The following is a 19,432-nucleotide window of genomic DNA, read 5'->3' as shown; positions in this document are numbered from 1 at the left end:
ATTGCATATTCAAATTCTCGACGTTGACTAACCACATATTTCGCTTTAAATTTTCGGTATTTTTCTACTAGCATATTGAATTCTCCAACTGTTTGTTGACTAATTCTAAATCCTCGGGAAAGTCAATTTCCGTACAAAGTACATCGGATATATCTATCGGATGAACCTTTAAACCTCTGGATATAGCATCTTCAATTCCTTTTTCAAAATAATCATGATCATTACATTGCTCAAGCGTCTCGATCAATAACGAGATATCCTCACGAATAACTTTATTAATTCCCACTGCTTCACCTTGAGGGTTATCAACAGTCTTTGAAACATTGACGATAAGCCCATTGGAATCAGTAATATACTTTACTTCTTCATCTCCAACTCTTGCTGTACTAACAGCCATACACGAGGCAGAATATTCGACCATACGTCCTATGATTACCGGATCAAACACGACATCTCCATTTACCCAAATAACATCTTCGTTTGCTACCTTCTTTAATGCTTTTAATAAGCTTTTAGATGTATTTGTAGTATCAAAATAATCATTGTAAATAAAAGAGGCATCCGGCACCGCCTCCATGATCAACTCTTTCTTAAACCCCACAACAATAAAAATATCATCGATACTTACGTAATGTAAAAATGCATTCAATTGATTTTGCATAATTGTTTTTCCGTTAGATAGTTTGGTTAGTGACTTCGGATGGGGTTTTCCCAATCTTGAACCAATACCAGCTGCTAAGATAATAATCTTCATCGTTTTCACCTCAAATGATGGCTATGTAATCCTCTTTTTCAATAAAACCCATTGTTTCTAGTTGCTGTGCAATATCCAATCTCCAGCCAGAAGCAATAAAAATAAAGTTATCTTTCGTCAATTTTTTGGGGTTAATTACTGGGACACCTTGCTTCTCTGAATCCCACAAAGAGCGATTATTATCCACAAAACAAGCAACCGGAATATTATAACGTTTCAAGCTGCGAAACACTTTTTCTCCGACTACCCCGGTACCGAAAATACAGATATTTCTTGTCTCAGACTTTTTATATATGTCTAATATTCGTTCCTCATCATACCAAAAAACTTTATTACTCATATATTTTTGAACTGCAAATTTATTTCTTTCCCACACTTTGTGGCGAATGTTATTAAACAGCTTTTGATTTTCGAAGTCAGCTTTCCATTCGTCCAACTCTACTAATGCACCTGGTTTATTATAAAACTCTTCCCATTTCTCATCATAGGTCTTCCAATCATGGTATTTCATGGACAACTTATGATCCGACTCAGCCATAAGGATCGTCTTCTGGGCAAGACGTTCTTCATCCATTTCATTATCATGATAAATTAGGCTCATCGGTGAATACATTTGTTTGAAGCTCTGGGGGTAAAGCTTAAAAATTCTCATTGAAAGCTCTTTACCCTCACCCCCATAGGTAATTTCCTCATTCCAGCCCCCAACCTCGAAGAAAACATCTTTTTTGATTGAAACGTTCCCCTCTAGATAAGGGATAGCCGGAAAAAATTCATTCCCTATATAGTATTTACTTGGGCGCTCGTTAGAAGGATGCTCTGTTAAAGGGATGGAATTACCACGAACAATTAGAACATCAAACCTTCTGTGACATAATAAGTGAGAAATCACGAAATCCTCATCCGGTATCCCATCATCATCAAGAAAGAGGAGGATCGGAGCCTTCGCATATTGAGCACCTATGTTCCTGCCTACACAAATCCCAACATTATAGTTAAGTGAAATGTACTTATCAACAAAAGGGACTAGCATTTGCAGTTCTTCATCATTGGCACCGTTATTGACAAATATCAATTCGAACGGAACATCATGCCTTTGTTTCTTTAATTTCTCAAAACTCTTGATAGTATTGGGATGAAACTTCCAAGCTATAACAATAACAGAAATGACAGGATCGGAAACATCATTGCGAGACTCGACATTTTTGATGGCCTCGATGTATCGCTCAAATTCCACATCCAGACCTCCTCGTATAGTATCTTTAAAAAGCTCTTTTAGGTTCATTTCCATCCCCCGGTGGATGGAAAACAGACTCCAAATTTCCAGCTTATTCTTTTGAAAATCCCATCAGGGATCCGGGGCAGCTCATGGCCCGAAGTGTGTCCTCATACGCGAGGGTGATGGATCTGCGCGTGCGCCGGAGGCATCCCGGAGTCCATTCCCTGAATCCCTAGCGAAAGGAGGAATTTCATCTGAAGCTTTTTGTCGGTATTGATGTGAGCTCGCAAGAGCTCGAAGCGTGTTTCATGAACGTAGGCATGGGAAGTTTCCAATTCGATTAAATCAACAGCTTGACATCATACCGCTGGACTTATTTATTTTGTTGAGAAATATAGTAATCTATTTCCTTCCATACTCTTTGAGAAGCCTTATTGTCTTTGTATTTGAAAATTAGATCTCTAACCGTTTCTCGTTCTGCTCTGTAATAATCCTTATTTTTGCTGTACTCATGAAGATGGAAACCTATCATGGAAATGTCTGATACTTGCGGACCCGGAAGCATCTGACTGTATGGTTCGATCAAAAACCCCCTGCGGTTCGAATATTCAATTTCATCCGGAATGTAGTAGATTAAAGGAATATCCTTCAGAAGCAGATCGTAAGCAACCGATGAGTAATCCGTAATCAGTGCGTCAGCACAATTCAGCAATTCGTATAGATGTACTTGAGCACGACTCAGCATATCATCTGTAATATAAAATATTCTTTCATTGCTTGTTCCACCCAGCTTGTCATAGACACGATATTCATGAGGGTGTAATTTGACAAACAAAATTGAATTTGTATCAGATAATATTGAAGTGAATGATTCCTCCTGTACAACAGTGCCAAAGATATGATCCCAATTCATTGACGAATCTAACTCTCGTTTCTTCCCTTCCCTCCATGTAGGCAGATAGAAGATCACATTAGACCCACGCAAGGATATTCCAAATAATGATTCCAGTTTTTCTTTCCCGTCCTCTTCAAAAAGAAAATCATTTCTCGGCATCCCTGTAATTCGATATTTGTTTTGCCTATAGGGAAAACATGCATTAAAAAAAGTATTGTAAAGATGCGAATATGACATAACTAAAGCTGTATTTTTAGAACGTTGGTCCTGTGATTTTATTTGATTGTCATTGATACTTGGAGAAAGTAATCCCATTGTTTTCAACGGAAAACCATGCCATAATTCAATATTAATAAAACCTTCCTGATAGATGCCATCAAAGTGCGAAGAACAAATGACATCATATTCCGATAGCTTTGCATAGTTAGAAGCATCTATTAAATCAACATCATATTTTTCTTTTATATACAAGGGCATATATCTAAAAAGCGCTAACCCCTGGTAATTAGAGTAGTTCAAATTCACTAAAGCAATTTTTTTTCTATTACTAACTCTCCTAGAACTCGCAGCCGAATTCAGTACCTTTTGATAATTTTCCCTTAAAGCTCTCGTATGTTCTTCATGATTTACGGGGATTATTTTGTCGTATGCTATTCCCATTTCCAGTAATTGAGCCATCATACTTAAGGATTGAAAGCTTGCGAGGAAGACGACATCAAAATCGTTTGCTTTAGCCCGGTCCACTGGGTAAATCGTTAACTCTTGAATTTTCGTATGATGTTTTTCCGGATTATTATCAATAATATACTTTATTTTTACTATCTCTCGGTCCAAAGAATTAATGAAGGTCAGGGCTGTCACCCCGGATCCAAAAACAATTGCTTCCATAACTATCCTTCTTTCAAAAAGCTAATTTGAAAATCTTTCAAAAAATGCATTTGGGTTGGTAAAGTAATGAGCATTTCTTTTTATTTCCTCTTCCGGCCAATCCCACCAACGAATTGAATTCAAAATATCAATTTCTTTCTCGTTAAATCGATACTTAATTACTTTTGCTGGGACTCCACCAACTACGGCATAATCTGGTACATCTTTTGACACCACTGCACCGGCAGCTACTATTGCACCATTACCGATTTTAACTCCAGGTAAAATAATGACTCCCATCCCAATCCATACATCATTCCCGATCTCAATCGAATTATTTTGAGACACCTCGTCTCTGATTACTAAATCCTCGTCATCCAGGAAACCAGGAACTTTTTCCACACCATTAAAAACAGTTTTCCGATCGTAAATAAAAGGGTGTGTTGTTATTTGCGCAGTTGGATGATTAGGGTAAGCAATCTTAACGTTATAATTTATAGAAGTAAAACTACCTATCCTTTTTATTAAGGTTCCTCTATGACATAGATTCAAATACCCATATGTATACTTTCCAACAGATACACCGTTAATTATTTTATCCTTTTGGGGAGAGTCGTCTGGAGCAAGTAAAGCATGAAAATGGATTTCCTTTTCTAACCCCATTGATTTCAGTTGATGTGCGATTTCTTCATAAAATGAACTGGCTATCATAATTAGAAGATCTGATTTATTTTCAAGCTCCAAATTTGCAGGTGAGTAAACAGGCCGCCCCCAAAACAACTCCCCAAGTTTTGCATTATTACTAAGGTAATATTCGATATCTATGTTCTTTTTTCTAAATGCTATAGTAGTCAACTCAGCCATACTGCCTGTACCAAAAACAACAATTCTTTTATTTAGCAGACGTTTGATGTTATGTTCCACGTATCGGTCCAAAAACTCAAGTAACCTAGCATCCGTTCCATCCCAACTCATTTTCAAATACCTCCACAAATTAGTACAAGAGTTTTCAGAACTTCGATCTCAGGGTATCTTTTTATATGATGACTAGATTAACGCTTCTTGAATCAACCAAGCTTTTATCAGGTCTTTACTAATACATTGACCTTGATCAGGAAAAATTAAATGAGTCGATTTTTCTTTGTCTTTGTTATGAAATCTAGAATGATGACCAGGGATGATATACATCTTTTCAGACTCAATGGATACTTCCATCTCTTCCTTCGTCATTAGCTCTTCCACCATCTTCTCACCATCCCTAGCCCCAACAATTTCTACCTTTACTTGTTCAGTTAGATTAAAATTCTGTGTTGCTATATCAACTACGACATCTGCTAGATCACCGAGCTTTATAATGGGCATCTTCAGTACAAAGACCTCCCCGCCTTTAGCTAGGCTATTAGCTTCTAGGATTAATTCAATCGCTTGACTCGGAGTCATCATATATCTCAGCATATCAGGGTCCGTAAGTGTAATTTTACGTTGTTCGAGAATTTGCTTCTTAAATAGAGGAATCACTGATCCTCTGGAACCCATCACATTCCCAAAACGAACTGAGGAAAAAACCGTTGATTTGGCTCCTTTATGATACTCCGCAGCCGAAATGAGGCGTTCTGCAGTCAGTTTGGTAGCTCCATATGCATTGGTCGGCGAGATGGCTTTGTCCGTACTTGTAAAAAGCACTTTCTTCACTTTATTATCTAAAGCCGCTTGGATCACATTTTGTGTGCCGATCACATTGGTTTGAACGGCTTCGAACGGGTTATATTCACAAGCAGGGACATGCTTCATCGCCGCACAGTGAAATACATAGTCGATTCCTTCCATCGCTCGGCTTAACCGTTGTTGATCGCGTACATCTCCGATTAAGAAACGCAGTTGCCCCGCATATTCTTGTAACTCCTGTCCCATCTCAAACTGCTTGTATTCGTCGCGGCTAAAAATACGAATAACCGCCGGCTTTTCTTCCAGTAATCTTCTTGTTAGATGCGATCCGATCGTTCCTGTGCCGCCGGTAATAAGTATCTTCTTTCCTTCATACATCTTATTCATTCGATCCTCCCAGTAATGCCGTTCAAGTCTCCAGCCAGCGTCTCCAATCGTTCAATAGAGTCGCTTAGCAAGCTTTTCAGTTCAGGTCCAAAGGCTAGAAGTTGATCCACCAGTTCGCCTAAATGGGCGACAATCAGTTCTGCTTTCGCCAAGGGATTTTGGGCCTCGACAATCGCTGGAACATGCTTCATATAGCTATTTACAAAATGAGACGTGCCGAATGAATAAAATAAGAAACTCTCATTGGCAGTAATGACTTGCCAACGCTCATTTACTCTAACTAGCCCCCGACTGACGGAATTAAGATTTCGATAGTTTCGCTCTCTTTCCAGTTTTTGAACCTCTTTGCGAAGATCTCGAAGCAGTTTTTCTAATTTCTCAGCTTCCTGCAAGATTCGTCTAAGCTTATCCATCATAGATTGTAGAAGTTCCCATTGTTCCGATTCCGTTCTGGCTTGCATCAGCTGACGAATATCCAGATCCATGTCTGGTAATCCCATCATTTCCTTGGATATAACATCCATCGGGATCCAGTCAGTTCCTTCGATTACCGCCCCACCACGTGAAGAGTTAATGACCCTAATCCCTTTCAGTTCCAGCGCTTTGATGTTCATCTCGATATTTTTCCTTGTGAGGGTCATCACTGGGGTACTGCGATTTTTCCCACCATGCACGTTGTCAACCCAGTCATTGGCCACTTTCAGAGCGTTACTTTTCGTCGCCTCAGACAGGTGATTTACCCCTGCGCTATAAAACTTTCCTTCGGGATAAGACAGATCTTGACCAATCATGATAATCTGTTTAGCACCCAAATAATTGGCCAATTGTAAAGCTGTTCCCGTTACCGAAGCTGTCGCTCGAAATCTCGGCACCCCTTGATCCCTGTAAAGATACTCGCTTACCGGGTCTTCTACAAAGGTGGCAAAAGCCAAATCGTTGTGATAAGAATCAAGCACTTCAAAATAAGTCTGTGTAATAAACACAAGCGGAGATCTCGTACTATCTACCCTGCGAAAAACCAATGAGTTCGCACGACCGCCGTCCATCGTTACGACCAGATCCGGATCAATTTCAAAATGCTGAAGCGCTTGAATACTGGATCCTGCTGCAATAATAAAACACTTCTTCTTTAAATCCTTCAGATAATGCACGTCGATTTCAAGCGAAGGTCCCGAACCAACGATAACGACATTTCCGCCTTTCAGGACATTTTTGAGCGATAATACTGATGGGTACTTTACAGTAAACGGAATATTACGGAGTATATTCTCAAGCCAGGTTTTCTGGAACTTCTCAAAAGTTTGGTTATTCGATAAATCATTAATGACAGATTCCTGGACTTTTTCTCTTAACGACTTTAACTTATCTGGGTGCAGCCGCTGGTAAACAGGTGGAGCAACGATAGAAAGTTCCCCTGACATCGTTTTGGTGATCGTCTCTGCGAGTTCCGCCAGGATCAGTTCATGGTCACCTACTGCCATCAATTTGATTTTGTCATCAGAGAGTAAAGTTTGGAGATTTCGATGACGAAGCAATGCATTAAATGCTTGGACATCCGGTTCAAGAACGGTAATCCGCTTGACCTCCTGACTTCCAAGCAGCGCCTCAAGAAAATATCCCATGCCGATCCCAAACAGAAGAACCTGATCCGTAAGGGTGCCGTTGTTTGACAAATTCGTTATCCACTTCTCAGCTTCGATCTCCGGATCATATTTACTGTGTAAGTAATTTACTGTCTCGCCCCTTTGTACTTTCAAATTGGGCATCCCGTTTGCAGTTGGGACTACTTCATATGAGGCATCCATTGCGTCGTTTAAAACGGCATTCAACAGATTGGGGTACATTTCCTTAAGATAGATCAGATTCTGTTCAAACATATTCACGATAATCCACTCATTTTATTGCGGTTTTGGAATTGTTGCAGTGCAGGCACCACTTCATATTGCAGTAAATCACTTACGCCAGTAAAGTCATTGTTTTCAACGGCTTCCATGATTTCTTGCAGAAGCTTCTCTAATGTACTCAACGTAGACGTTAGGAAATCCGGACTCGCATGATACTCAGCCATGGCATACAATTCACGGTCAAATTGCATAGACTTCACAATCCACTGAAATCCCTCCAGCAATTGTCCAAAAAGTGGCTGGTTTTCGAGTGTCAGTCCACCATACAATTGATCAGCTACGTCTAATGCCCCCGGCACAAATCTCTCCAAATATTCGTCAAGAGCTTGTTCCGTGTCTTGAATGCTCTCCATCGCCGAAAGCGTATGGATATTCACCTCTTTGACTTCTTGAATATTCTGTACGATATATAATTCATAGGCCTCATAAATCGCCTTTCCGTTCACTTCAACAAAGTGAATCAGTCTCTGATCCTGATAGATTCGACTAGTGGAGCTTTTCCACCATTGTTCAATCTCATCAAGGTTATTCTCGATCCAATCTACCTGTTGCCCGTCTACGGCCACTTTCATTTTGCCACGTCCTCACCTGTAATCTAATATACCTAGTATATCGGATAAAAGCCGGAGGGAATGTATAGAGAATAAAAGGCAAAAGGCCCCCAAATAATGGGAGCCTTTTATGATTCTTCTGATAATTAGCCCAACAGACGCAATACTGCTTGAGGTGCAGAGTTGGCTTGAGCCAGCATTGCAGTACCAGCTTGTACAAGAATTTGGTTCTTCGTGAACGCCGTCATTTCTGTAGCCATATCAGCGTCGCGAATCCGAGATTCGGAAGCAGACAGGTTCTCAACCATAACGCCCAGGTTGTTAACCGTATGTTCCAGACGGTTTTGCACGGCACCAAACGTTGCACGTTGCGTGGACACTTGGCTGATCGCACTCTTAATTGCAGCAATTGTCGCATTTGCCGCAGAGGCTGTCCCAACGCTCAAGTTACCAATACCCAAGTCGCTAGGTTTCATACCAGACAAGCTTACGGAAATTTCCGTATTAGCATCGGAACCAATTTGGAAAGTTACGCTGCCGCCACTCTTCAACAGGCTAATACCATTGAAGTTAACTGTAGCAGCGATGTTACTGATTTCACCAATCAGTTCGTCAACTTCCAATTGGATCTTCGCACGGTCCGTAGCATCATAAGTTCCGTTTGCTGCTTGGTTAGCCAGCGTGTTGATCCGTTGCAGCATGGAGTGTACTTCAGTCAAAGCACCCTCAGCCGTTTGGATCAAGGAGATACCGTCTTGAGCGTTGCGTTGCGCTTGCGTCAAACCGTTGATTTGGAAACGCATTTTCTCGGAGATTGCCAAGCCAGCAGCATCGTCCGCAGCACGGTTGATCCGGTAACCGGAAGACAATTTTTCCATTGTCTTGCCCATTTGCGTGTTGTTGAAGTTCAGGTTGCGGTTAGCGTTCAACGCGCCAACGTTGGTGTTAATAAACATTCCCATCTTAAATCATCCTCCATGATTGGTTTGTATTGGCTACATCCTTGTGGCCTAATCATTATATCGGCAGGTAAGAAATACAACTTTATACCTAAAAAAATTATTTTTTCTCATCGAAATAGAGGGCATGATTCCCCCTGCGGTCCATGCCGTAGTACGCATTCATCAGCTTCTTCTGATCCTTGACCGTCTTCAAGCCAGTTCCCGCTTCACCAACGCTGTGCTGCAGCTTGTGATCAACCTCTCTTAAGCCAGCAGCGATTCTCCTAATCAAATCTTGAAGGTAGCCGTCCGAATCCTTTAACTCCTCGGGCTCCGGTTGTTTCAAGCGATCAATTTGAGCACGAATTTCATCCCACCGGGCGGACAATTGCAAAAAAGAGTCAGCGATATGCTCCCATGAATCGCCCGATGACAGCAAATCGCACTGCGCATTGGTGCAAGCAAGCAGTTCCTCGTACAATTCCCGTCTTCCCGCCTGATCTGAAACTCCGTTCCTACCCAAGGCTGACCTCCTTACCGATTTGCTCCCATGCCGACTTCAACTCGTTTAAATGTCCAATGATTTCTTCGATGTAATCCGGATTTTTTTTGATATTCGCTTGAATCAGGCGATCGATAATATATAAATAGAGATTTTTTAAGTTACGAGCCAGTTCTCCTCCTTCTTTCTCGTTCAGAGAGCTGATTAACTCGTATAGAATGGCTTGGGTTTTCTGAATATATTGGTTAGTCTCTTTAACGTCGCCACTTTGAATCGCCCTCTGAGCACGCATTGCATATTGCACGGCCCCATTGTAGAGCATGAGAATCAGACGGTGCGGGGAGGCTGTCTCATATTTGTTTTTCTGATAACTCTGATAGGCGGAAATATTTTGAGAAGCCATAAAGCATTCATCTCCTATAGGAAGCTTAATATGAAGAAGACATGAGCGAATTTAGTTGCCCCGCTAACCAGCTTTGCTGGTTTTGTAAATTGGACAGAGCTACCTCAAGCTGCGAGAATTGCTTATTCAGAGCTTCCTCTTTAAGCTTGAGTCTCTCATTCATGCTTTCCATCTGATCGGTAATAAAATCGATATCGCTCTGCAATCCCTGGATTCGCATCGCAATAAGGCCATTCGTACTCGTCCAACCATACAGACGATCCTTGGCTAGAGTCCCCAATCCATTCTCACCTTGAAACAACTCGGCGACAGCTTCAGGGTTTTCAGCTAGCTTTTTCTTGAATTTATCCTTATCAAAGCTAAGTTCGCCAGTCATTAAGGAGGCGGAAGTGACCCCTTTATCGATTTCCAAGCCAATATCGCTTAATAGCTTTAAATTGTCGCTGCTCCCTACTACACTGTTCACGATATCATACAATTCACTTTGAAGATCTCGAAGGGTCGAATCTCCTTGCAAATTCGTTTTGAAATTGGTATAGGAGCCATCCGAGCCTTTCGTATTTTCAATTTTCTTCGTATTTTCGCGAATCAATTTGACTACATCGTTGTACGCTTTAACAAAATCGTCAACCTTCGATGCCAACTTATCCGTGTCTTGCTTCACTTCGACATTTACGGTGCTGTTCTCTGCCAGTAATTGCAAGGTTACACCGGGAATGGCGTTGGCTACTGTATTACTCGTACTCGTTACACTTAGGTTATTGACTTCCAAAATGGCCGGTTGGGCAGCAACTTTCTCCCACATTTTAAAGCTTCCAGTACCGCTGATATCGACCGTTTTACCGGTTTCTTTAGCGGAAATCACCAGGCTCTTGACTCCTTCTGATCTTTGAACAACCGAAGCTTGAACATCCCCGAATTGCTTATTAATTTGACTAGCAATGAGGGACAGCGCTTCGCTGTATGTCTTCCCAGTGAAGTCGTCATCATTTAACGTAATCGATTGGCCGCCAATCTTGATCGACTTGGCCTCCGCCAAAGCGGCCGAAGTAAATTCAATATCTTCTCCATTGGCATCGGTAACCTGCATCCCGGCGGTTGCATTCACCTGTTGCTTCGCCAGTTGGATAACCTTCACGGAATAACTCCCGTTAATGGCGTTTTCGCCGCCGGTAGCCGTCAACTTGGTTGAATCAGAGCTCGTCGCGCTGCTGACATTAAATGCACCAAGGTCGGAGAGCGCTGTGGCTGCATCCCGCAACGTTTTGAGCTTTAAATTAATGTTGTTAAAAATCGTTTTATTGTTGGATATCGCAGTTTTCTTAGACTCCAAATTGGTGTAAGGAACTTTCTCCAGATTCATCAACTGAGTAATCAGCGTAGATGTATCCAAACCGGAAGCCAAACCCGTTAAACTTACTCCCATGATAAGCTCTCCTTCCCGCTAACCTATATTTTCTCGTCCATAAACATGCCGATCATTTCTTTCATCTTAATCGACAAGTCGATTAGAAATTCCGGAGGCAGGCTGGTGACAACCTCTTTCGTTTTGGCATCAAGCACCTCAACATACAGCTGTTCCGCCTCTTCATTGTACTTAAACTTAAGTTCTTTGCCAGAAGAAGCAATAGACTCGTTAAGCTTTTTGACTTGTTCCATCATTTTTTCTTGTTGTTCTTCCGAAATCGACTTTGCCCGTTGATCTTGAATGTTAGCACTATTTTGGGCCAAAGAAGGTGATGCCTTGGCGATTCCCATCTCGCTAAATCTCTTGGTGTCTTGTAAATTAAACTCCGTTCGGTTGATATTCATAGAGCCCACCTACTTTCAAAATTCACATTTTAAAATTTTTCAGCAGGTTCAGGATTTGCTCTTGCTGCAGGTGACTGGTTTGCTCCTTCGCTGCCAAATTTTCAGCGACGATCCCCTGGTATAGTTCCTTCCTTAGGATCGATACCTCTTTAGGGGCTAAAAAGCCTATTTTGATTTGATCCCCTTCGATGCCTAAAATTTGGATTTGAATTTCATCCCCGATCATAACCGTTTCTCCGACTTTTCTTCTGAGAACCAGCATTACTTCCCCTCCTTAACTTGAAGAGGGTGACGAATCGGGAATTCTTGATCTTTAATCACATACTGGCATCCCTTTCTGGAGTGAGGGGCCAACAAAACAGGGGCCATCAAGTTGACATACAGGTTCTCCTCTTGAATGTTGACAATCAACATCACGCCTACATCCTCAGGCGACGAAATTTCCATTAAACTAATGATGTCCTCCGGGATGCGGAAACTGTAGTTTTCAACAACTTCATGGGAGGGAAGCAGAATAAAGCTCACTTGATCTTGCAAAGCATGCAATACATAGAATGGGGTATCCTTCATTGGAAACAAAGCGTACTGCTTAATTTCCGTTAACCCCAATATGCCTGGTTCGAACGAATATATTTGCTCTTCTTCGACTTCAAGCAATCCGTATGCTTGACTTTGGATTTGCATCATTTAGGAAGAGCTCCTCTCGGATTAACATGGATTTCGGGGGGATAAATTCGAAAGTCGATCACAACGCCATGCTTGGGAAGAGCGTCGATCGTCAGTTCCTTTTGGCCGTTTCGCATATACCGTTCAAAAGCGATTTGCCCAAACACATTCTTCTCGCCCGATTGAATCCGTGCGATTCGGTCGCCTTCCCTCGCCTTTGACGAAATGTTCTCCAGGATGGCGCGTTGATTCTCTTGATTCAGCTCCTTTAATAAGGAACTGGGGCGTTTAAGCCCCAAATCTTCATATACGCCGGTCCAGTCCGCCTCCATTTCAGGCGGGGTTAGGTGAATCGTAAGTTCCGCCGGCCTGTACTTCCCCCAATCGGCTGGCAAATCGGAACCGATCGCTCTCATGTTATCCCCCCTAAAGGTAAATCTTTATCTTAAAAAGTCTACCAACGAGATTTGCATAATTCTCGCACCTGTCGATAAAGCAGCCTGCAGAACATTTTCCTTCATTTTCAGGTCCGTGATCGCTTCCGCAAAATCAACATCAGCCACATTCGAACGTTGCTCCCGCAAGCTCACTTGATCATCTTGAATCCGGTTGATCATTAGATCAAAGCGGTTCATGCGGGCCCCGACTTCGGCCCAGCTTACATTCAAACGGTCTACGGAAGCATCAATTCGATTCACGCTATCTTGAATGCCGTCAACGTCGTCCCCCTCAAGCGCTGTTGCTAAATCATTTAGCACTTGAAAGACATTATCCGGGGTGTTGGCATTTCCAAACACAACTTCACCCGTAATACTAACGGGGATCTTCACCGATGGGCTAACGTTAAGATAAAACAAGCCAGGATCGGTTGTTGCAGAAGCAGCCCCGCCCACAGTATAAGGGGCTTGATCCGTTTTCTGTCCGTTAAAAAGATATCTACCGTTAAAGGTGCTGTTCCCAATCGTAACCATCTGCTCATAGAGCTGTCTGATCTCAGAAGCAATCGTCCTGCGCTGCTGGTTATCCAATGTCCCGTTGGCACCTTGAAGCGCCAAGGTCCGGGCGCGTTTCAACACATCACTCGCTTGCTGAAACAAAGAATCCATCGTTTTCAGGATTTCCGTCCCGGTCTGTGCATTCAGCAGGAACTCCTCGCTCCGCGCCAAATCCGTATCGTATCGCATCTGATAACCGACGCCGATGGGGTCATCGCTGGGTTTGCTGATTTTCTGGCCAGTGGCCAGCTGTTGTTGGCCGGTCGTCAGCGATGAATTGATATTCCGTAAATTCTTAAGCAGCTGCAAGTTCTGCATCATGCCTGTTACTCGCATTGGTCGAACCTCCTCATTCTCACCTTAGACCGTTATCGGGACTATAGTCCGACGCGTCCCATCGAATTGATGACGCGATCCAACATCTCGTCCACCACCGTCATATTCCGGGCCGCTGCATTATAAGCTTGCTGGAAGCGAATCATATCGGCCAATTCTTCGTCCATGGAAACCCCACTTACGGATTGACGCAAAATTTGTAAATTGTCAGTCATCGTTCGTTCGTTCTCATAATTGCGCTCGGTATTGCTGGCCCGGATCCCCAGATCGGCCGTTAAAGCCCGGAAGTAGTCGTCCGTCGTACCCTCGGAAAGCGAGGTGAGCGCGTCAGGGAACTTGAAGATCGCATCTCTTAAGCCCGCGATCGCATTCGCAATGTCGCTGTTCCCCCGAATCGTCGTATTTACGCCGTTGATCACCTCGTATTGCGAGGAAGCCGCTATTTTATTCGTATCTGCTAGAATGTCGGGATTGACTTTAATATCATCAATGGAGAACGTTCCACTGTCGGATACAAAGAAAGGAATTCCAGTAGAGCTTGGCTTCGTTAAGGAGTAGCCCAGTTGATGTAATCCATTAAACCCTTTGACCATGACATCCATGGAAGAAGTAATCTTGGAGCCGGCCGGGATCACCGTACCTGCGGCTACGGTGCCCATCCCATCAACTGTAACATCATTTAACGCTACAATATCTGAGGACGTAACGTATCCGTTGCTTAAGGTAACTTTGATATCCCCAGTCACCAGGGTGCTGACTAAACCATTTAATTGGTTGCGGATCAAGTCCGTCTCCTGCAGGGATTTGACATATCCGTTTAATTGTCCCGCCGTAGCTGTGTTCGCATTAGCTGCGGTCAGCGGCGTAACAGTGTCACCCGTCAGTACGTTAACCCCCGCCGAGGTGATGTTCACCATCCCATTCTCGTCTTCGGTGTATTGAACATCCACAATCGTCGACAATTGATCCAACAGCAAATCCCGCTGGTCACGATAATCGTTGGCATGATCCCCAAAGCTCTCATTGTCGCGGATCAGCACGTTCAGCCGAGCAATATTATCGAGAATATTGTTGGCCTCCAGCACTTTCTTATCGATATTCGTGTTTATATCATTTCTCAAGTTGTTCAAGGATTCACTAATATGCTTTAACGTATCGACCAAGTTACTGGCCGCGCCAGCGACAGCTACGCGGGCACTCAGCAAGGAAGGATCCCGGTTCAAGGTCTCCCACGAATTCCAGAAATCGTCCATAACAGCGCTAAGCCCGTTACCTGAAGGTTCATTAATGATATTTTGAATCGCGGTCATGCTCGAATTAAGAACTTCCCATGACCCGAGCATCTGATTTTCCCGACGGAATTGCGTGTCCAAGAAAGTGTCTCTCACCCGCGTAATGCTCGTATACTCAACCCCGGTCCCCAATTGTCCAGGCTGTGCACTTTTCGTCATGCCCATTGCCCAAATCGGATTGGCTTCCGTCAGATTCACCCGTTGGCGTGTATATCCTTCGGTGTTCGCGTTGGCAATGTTATGCCCCAGCGTCTGCATGGACACCGTATTTACAAAAAGCGCTCGTTTACTCGTTTCTATCCCATGAAAAGTAGAGGTCATCTTTTATTCCCCTTTACCCTTGCGAATGATTATGCCTTCGTATCAAACATGCTTCTTGCCGATGCTTTCTTATCTTGAGCCAATGGAGGGGAGTACGTCGTGCCTTCGTCTTCGCCGCCAATCATCAAATTCAAGGAGAAATCAATAAAAGAGAGCGATTGTTGAATTAGTTGCTGATTCAGATCGTTTACCCGTTTCAGTTCCATCAGGCGCTCACCAAGCTTCCGTCTAGCCTCATCCAGCATACGCTTCTCTTCCGGATCAAACACGAGCCGGAGAAGCTCCGATACCGTTAATTCCAGCTGAGATCGGATGCCTTTGCTTTGCAGGAAAGTCTGTGCGGATGCAAACAGTTGTTTTTCCTGTTCTTCGATGGCCTTCACCAATTTCGATTCTCGGGACATCACGCGAACCAGTTCTTCATAACTTCGCCCTAATATGGATTGCTTCTTCAATTCCATGACTTCAAGCAATTCGGCGTGAAGATCATCCATCTGCTTCAGAATTTCGATGAGTGGCTGAACTGACATACTAACCTCCTATTTCTCGTTCAGAAAAGACTTGAAGTAAGGGACAAGCTTGTCGGCGAGCTTGCGTGCTTCCACCTGATAGGTTCCTGCGGAAACTTGCGCCTTTAACTCTTCAATCCGCTCGGCCCGCTCGGGATCGATTCCGACCTCCTGCGCTTTCAAGAGTTCCTTGGCTTCCGCCGAAATCGAGACCTCATCCTTGCGGCGAGCTTTGTTATCTGTATCTTTACGTTGCGAATCAATCTGGCGTTGATAGTTATTGATGGCTCCAACCCGTCCAGTTTCATTGATTTTCATAGGGCTTCACCTTCCTTCCAAATAGAAAAAGCCGATAATCTTTACTAAGTTTATCGGCGGCACTGAAATTATTTTTAATAGCGAAGCATTGGATGTTTAAGAATATTATGCCAAAGAATCACGGTTTTAGTCATTGGGGACTACGGAATTTGTCGATGGCGCTGTAAGCCCCACTTCCGCTCTTTTCTCCCGATTCGTTTCTTCTGGAAGTGTCCTCTTTCAGGGCGGAGTTCAAATCCCGAGTCAGCCGGGCACGGCATGAATCGCACATATTCCCGTCACGAATCAAGACACCGCACACTTCGCAAGGATACATCATATTTGGGTTATTGGCGATCGAAATGCGCCCCTCTTTGATGAACTTGGTAATTTGCCGAATGGATACGCCCGTCGCTTCATGAACCTCTTGGATCGTCGCAGACTTCTCCTCACGCAGATACTTCAGGCACTTCTCGTACTCTGCTTCAATATCTTTAATGCAAGAAGGACAAATGTCTCTGAAATTTTTAGCAAACAGTTTCCCGCAGCGTGGACAATTTCCAAGCTCCATCCCCATGCGCTTACAGTCCTTTCTTGAAAACATCATTTGATGTTAGATTACCTTATGACTAGGTCATTCGTCTATAACTTTATCAACAATTTTGAAGAATTTTGTAAAAATTTAGGGTTAGGAACGTGCCCAGGTCAAGCAATAAATTTCGATCCGTTTCCCGATTTGTCCCCCCAATTCGTGCAATACACGAGAGCAGGCCTCCAACGTACTCCCCGTCGTATAGACATCATCGACGAGAAGAATACGTATCGGCTCGGGTGAAGGTTCAGTTAGAGTTCGGGAAAAAGGATCTAGTCCTGCCGCTTGAAAACGCGGGAGTTTCTTCTCTGCAACTTGCGGCATAGTTTGTAACCTTGGCGGATAGGAATCATCCCATGAAACCGCGCCAAACCAAGATGACGCCCAGGAAGAAGTTGAGTTTCGATTCGATTTGACCTCGTTTACTGCAGCCAACAACTTGTCCGCAGCGTGGGCGGTAAGTTGAAATGCATCATGCAAATCATGCAGACGTTCCCAGCGGGTCTTAAAGCTTTGCTTCTCGGTATGACGGGTGCGTTCCAGCAGGTTCAGCAAAGGAATACGCCCAGCGGACGCAGCGCCGTAGGCCAGCCGGGCCGCTTGATTGAACCCCCGTTCCTGCATGCGGTTGTGGCTGACCGGTACAGCCGTCACGGCATGGAACCGGAAAGGGATCCCATTGCGGTTACCAGTTGAAACGGCTTCGTTGATTTCTTTGACCATACGCCGATACGCCATTCCCGTCATCCGGGCAAGAACCGTACCATACGCTTCATTGCCCCGATACTTGTATTGGGCAAGCCACTCCCGCATTAATGGGCTATATATAACCGCGCTTCGGTTCATGACAAAACTGCGGGGCGCTTGTCCCGTCCGGGTGCAGTCCGGGCAGCCCATCGGCCGGCCGCAGATTCGGCAGCGGGGGCTTTTGATCCAGGGGATCGAGAGATAGCAGGACAAGCATATTTCCGGGTAACCTCGGACGCGTTCGGAAATTGTTTTGCCGCAGGTTAAGCAGGGAATCGCGGGCGGTGCAAGCAATTGCTGCAGCGGAGAAAGCAAGCCCGTCCAGGAAAAAGTGCGTCCCTCATGAAGCCAGCCCGTCCCCGAGGACAAGGAGTTCGAGGTGAAGTCATCCGCAGAATGGACTCCATTCGCCGTTTCCGAGACCTTCCTCGTCGCAGCAAAAGCTTCTCCGTTCGCCTGTTCAAGGCAAGCTTTGCCCCCTAGCCGCTCATAAGGATTTCGCTTAGGACATGGGGATGTTTTCACGCGACTCCAATTTCGGCTCCGCATCCGGAACCCGCCGCTTGCAACACTCTGGGATGACTTCATCATATTATTGAACCTCCTTTACCTTTATAAAGCCGTTTTTGTAAGCAGCCGCGTTCATCATTCGGATTTGCCGAATCGCGTCACGCTGCGACTTGGTCCACGCCGGTGCGGCAAACACAACCTTCCCGTTCGGATCGTCCTTGGAGCGGCCAGCTCTCCCTGCCATTTGGACCAAAGAGGCTTCATCAAACAAATCGCTGTCCGCATCCACTATGTATACATCGCTTTTGGGTACGGTGACGCCGCGCTCTAGTATCGTTGTCGTCACCAGCATGCGAATTCGTCCTTCCCGGAAGGCGAGCACTTTCTCGCTCCGGTCCGGATCTATGGAAGAGGTCCCCTCAATGGGGAGCCCAGGAAAATAAGTGCGTAAAAGTTCGGTAAAAGCCGCAATCTGGCGAATTCGGGTGACGAAGATAAAGATCTGCGCCCCGCGCTGAACGGAATGCTGCAGAGGGTGAAGCAGAGCAGGGGGCAAAAAGCGGCGAAGGAGGCAAACCTCCACGCTCGCCATGGCGATTCTTTCAGGAACCGGTAACGGGTAGCCGTGATATCTTGCCGGCACTTTAGCGTGTGGCAGCCGGCCCGCCCGGATCTCTCTCCGCATTCGCGCGGGCGGCGTTGCTGACAGGAATATAAAGCGGCCTTCCGGTTTGCAAGCGGCCTCCGCCGCAAAATTTAACATTGGGTCATTGTGATAAGGGAATGCATCCAGCTCGTCGATCACGACCAAATCAAACGCCTGGTAAAACCGCATCAGCTGATGGGTTGTAGCCAATATCAACCGAGCTTCCTCCCATCGCTGCGGGCTTCCTCCATACAAGACAGCCATCGGCTCCTCAGGGAACGCCTTCGCCACCCGCGGCGCCAACTCCAGCACGACATCACGGCGCGGCGTCGCCACCAGCACCCGGCCGCCGCTATCCAATGCATAGCGCAGCAGCGGGAAGATCATTTCGGTTTTGCCGGCGCCGGTTACGGCCCAAAGCAGGAAGCGCGGCGGTCGTGGCTCGGTTTCCATCTGGCGCGAGAGGGAGCGCCGCAAGACCAGGGAGAGAGCCGGCCTTCCGTGAGCCGTTGCTGCCCCTGGCCGCTGCGCAGCAGCTTCCTGCGCTTGCGCCAGGAAGCGCAGCGCCTGCCCTGCCGCGCTGCGCTGGGCGGGGCTCAGCCCCCACCGGTCCAGCAGGGACCC

At 44.9% G+C, this 19,432-nt stretch carries 22 protein-coding genes; all 22 read right to left on the bottom strand.

Annotated features, from left to right (window positions below):
- Window positions 1–67: 67 nt before the first annotated feature.
- On the bottom strand, window positions 68–754 hold the full coding sequence (locus POTG_RS13315) for a phosphocholine cytidylyltransferase family protein (RefSeq protein WP_009225353.1): 687 nt from the start codon (window positions 752–754) through the stop codon (window positions 68–70).
- A 10-nt stretch (window positions 755–764) separates the two neighbouring features.
- The gene (locus tag POTG_RS13310) at window positions 765–2,036 is read right to left on the bottom strand and encodes a glycosyltransferase family 2 protein (RefSeq protein WP_157273443.1); all 1,272 of its coding nucleotides are present in this window, start codon (window positions 2,034–2,036) and stop codon (window positions 765–767) included.
- Between the two features lie 307 nt (window positions 2,037–2,343).
- Window positions 2,344–3,753 carry a CDP-glycerol glycerophosphotransferase family protein gene (locus POTG_RS13305; protein ID WP_009225351.1) on the bottom strand — a complete coding sequence of 470 codons (1,410 nt, stop codon included), beginning with the start codon at window positions 3,751–3,753 and terminating at the stop codon, window positions 2,344–2,346.
- Between the two features lie 21 nt (window positions 3,754–3,774).
- Window positions 3,775–4,443 (bottom strand): CatB-related O-acetyltransferase, encoded by a 669-nt coding sequence (locus POTG_RS25160; RefSeq protein ID WP_009225350.1) that lies wholly within the window; start codon window positions 4,441–4,443, stop codon window positions 3,775–3,777.
- A 336-nt stretch (window positions 4,444–4,779) separates the two neighbouring features.
- Window positions 4,780–5,784 (bottom strand): UDP-N-acetylglucosamine 4,6-dehydratase family protein, encoded by a 1,005-nt coding sequence (locus POTG_RS13295; protein ID WP_009225349.1) that lies wholly within the window; start codon window positions 5,782–5,784, stop codon window positions 4,780–4,782.
- Entirely contained in the window at window positions 5,781–7,661 is a 1,881-nt protein-coding gene (locus POTG_RS13290) for a motility associated factor glycosyltransferase family protein (protein WP_036645342.1), read from the bottom strand. Before POTG_RS13290 ends, POTG_RS13295 begins: the two co-directional genes overlap by 4 nt.
- Before the next feature lie 2 nt (window positions 7,662–7,663).
- Window positions 7,664–8,260 carry a hypothetical protein gene (locus POTG_RS13285; protein WP_009225347.1) on the bottom strand — a complete coding sequence of 199 codons (597 nt, stop codon included), beginning with the start codon at window positions 8,258–8,260 and terminating at the stop codon, window positions 7,664–7,666.
- A 125-nt stretch (window positions 8,261–8,385) separates the two neighbouring features.
- Window positions 8,386–9,201 carry a flagellin N-terminal helical domain-containing protein gene (locus tag POTG_RS13280; RefSeq protein ID WP_009225346.1) on the bottom strand — a complete coding sequence of 272 codons (816 nt, stop codon included), beginning with the start codon at window positions 9,199–9,201 and terminating at the stop codon, window positions 8,386–8,388.
- Between the two features lie 97 nt (window positions 9,202–9,298).
- Window positions 9,299–9,703, bottom strand: coding sequence for a hypothetical protein (locus tag POTG_RS13275; protein WP_009225345.1), 405 nt, complete (start codon window positions 9,701–9,703; stop codon window positions 9,299–9,301).
- Window positions 9,696–10,085, bottom strand: coding sequence for a flagellar export chaperone FliS (gene fliS / locus POTG_RS13270; protein ID WP_009225344.1), 390 nt, complete (start codon window positions 10,083–10,085; stop codon window positions 9,696–9,698). Before fliS ends, POTG_RS13275 begins: the two co-directional genes overlap by 8 nt.
- A gap of 25 nt (window positions 10,086–10,110) precedes the next feature.
- Complete coding sequence (fliD, locus tag POTG_RS13265; RefSeq protein ID WP_009225343.1) at window positions 10,111–11,511, bottom strand: flagellar filament capping protein FliD; 1,401 nt, start codon at window positions 11,509–11,511, stop codon at window positions 10,111–10,113.
- A gap of 23 nt (window positions 11,512–11,534) precedes the next feature.
- Complete coding sequence (locus POTG_RS13260; RefSeq protein ID WP_050769760.1) at window positions 11,535–11,897, bottom strand: flagellar protein FlaG; 363 nt, start codon at window positions 11,895–11,897, stop codon at window positions 11,535–11,537.
- Between the two features lie 22 nt (window positions 11,898–11,919).
- A complete protein-coding gene (csrA, locus tag POTG_RS13255; protein WP_009225341.1) occupies window positions 11,920–12,159 on the bottom strand; it encodes a carbon storage regulator CsrA in 240 nt (79 codons plus the stop codon).
- On the bottom strand, window positions 12,159–12,584 hold the full coding sequence (gene fliW, locus POTG_RS13250) for a flagellar assembly protein FliW (RefSeq protein WP_009225340.1): 426 nt from the start codon (window positions 12,582–12,584) through the stop codon (window positions 12,159–12,161). Before fliW ends, csrA begins: the two co-directional genes overlap by 1 nt.
- Complete coding sequence (locus tag POTG_RS13245) at window positions 12,581–12,979, bottom strand: DUF6470 family protein (RefSeq protein WP_009225339.1); 399 nt, start codon at window positions 12,977–12,979, stop codon at window positions 12,581–12,583. Before POTG_RS13245 ends, fliW begins: the two co-directional genes overlap by 4 nt.
- A gap of 24 nt (window positions 12,980–13,003) precedes the next feature.
- Window positions 13,004–13,894, bottom strand: a complete 891-nt coding sequence (gene flgL / locus POTG_RS13240; RefSeq protein ID WP_009225338.1) for a flagellar hook-associated protein FlgL — start codon at window positions 13,892–13,894, stop codon at window positions 13,004–13,006.
- Between the two features lie 41 nt (window positions 13,895–13,935).
- Window positions 13,936–15,507 carry a flagellar hook-associated protein FlgK gene (gene flgK / locus POTG_RS13235; RefSeq protein ID WP_009225337.1) on the bottom strand — a complete coding sequence of 524 codons (1,572 nt, stop codon included), beginning with the start codon at window positions 15,505–15,507 and terminating at the stop codon, window positions 13,936–13,938.
- 29 nt (window positions 15,508–15,536) lie between these two features.
- Window positions 15,537–16,037: a flagellar protein FlgN gene (locus POTG_RS13230; RefSeq protein ID WP_009225336.1), complete on the bottom strand. Its 501-nt coding sequence runs from the start codon at window positions 16,035–16,037 to the stop codon at window positions 15,537–15,539.
- A gap of 9 nt (window positions 16,038–16,046) precedes the next feature.
- Window positions 16,047–16,334, bottom strand: coding sequence for a flagellar biosynthesis anti-sigma factor FlgM (gene flgM / locus POTG_RS13225; protein WP_009225335.1), 288 nt, complete (start codon window positions 16,332–16,334; stop codon window positions 16,047–16,049).
- Window positions 16,335–16,464: 130 nt separating this feature from the next.
- Window positions 16,465–16,884 (bottom strand): TIGR03826 family flagellar region protein, encoded by a 420-nt coding sequence (locus POTG_RS13220; protein WP_036645386.1) that lies wholly within the window; start codon window positions 16,882–16,884, stop codon window positions 16,465–16,467.
- Window positions 16,885–17,001: 117 nt separating this feature from the next.
- A complete protein-coding gene (locus POTG_RS13215) occupies window positions 17,002–18,243 on the bottom strand; it encodes a ComF family protein (protein ID WP_050769759.1) in 1,242 nt (413 codons plus the stop codon).
- A gap of 1 nt (window position 18,244) precedes the next feature.
- Window positions 18,245–19,432: helicase-related protein (locus tag POTG_RS13210; protein WP_083791502.1), on the bottom strand; the 1,188-nt coding region annotated here is incomplete at its 5' end.

It is taken from the genome of Paenibacillus sp. oral taxon 786 str. D14, assembly GCF_000159955.1.
GTDB classification, from domain to species: domain Bacteria; phylum Bacillota; class Bacilli; order Paenibacillales; family Paenibacillaceae; genus Fontibacillus; species Fontibacillus phoenicis.
This window is presented reverse-complemented; position numbering and strand designations above follow the sequence as displayed.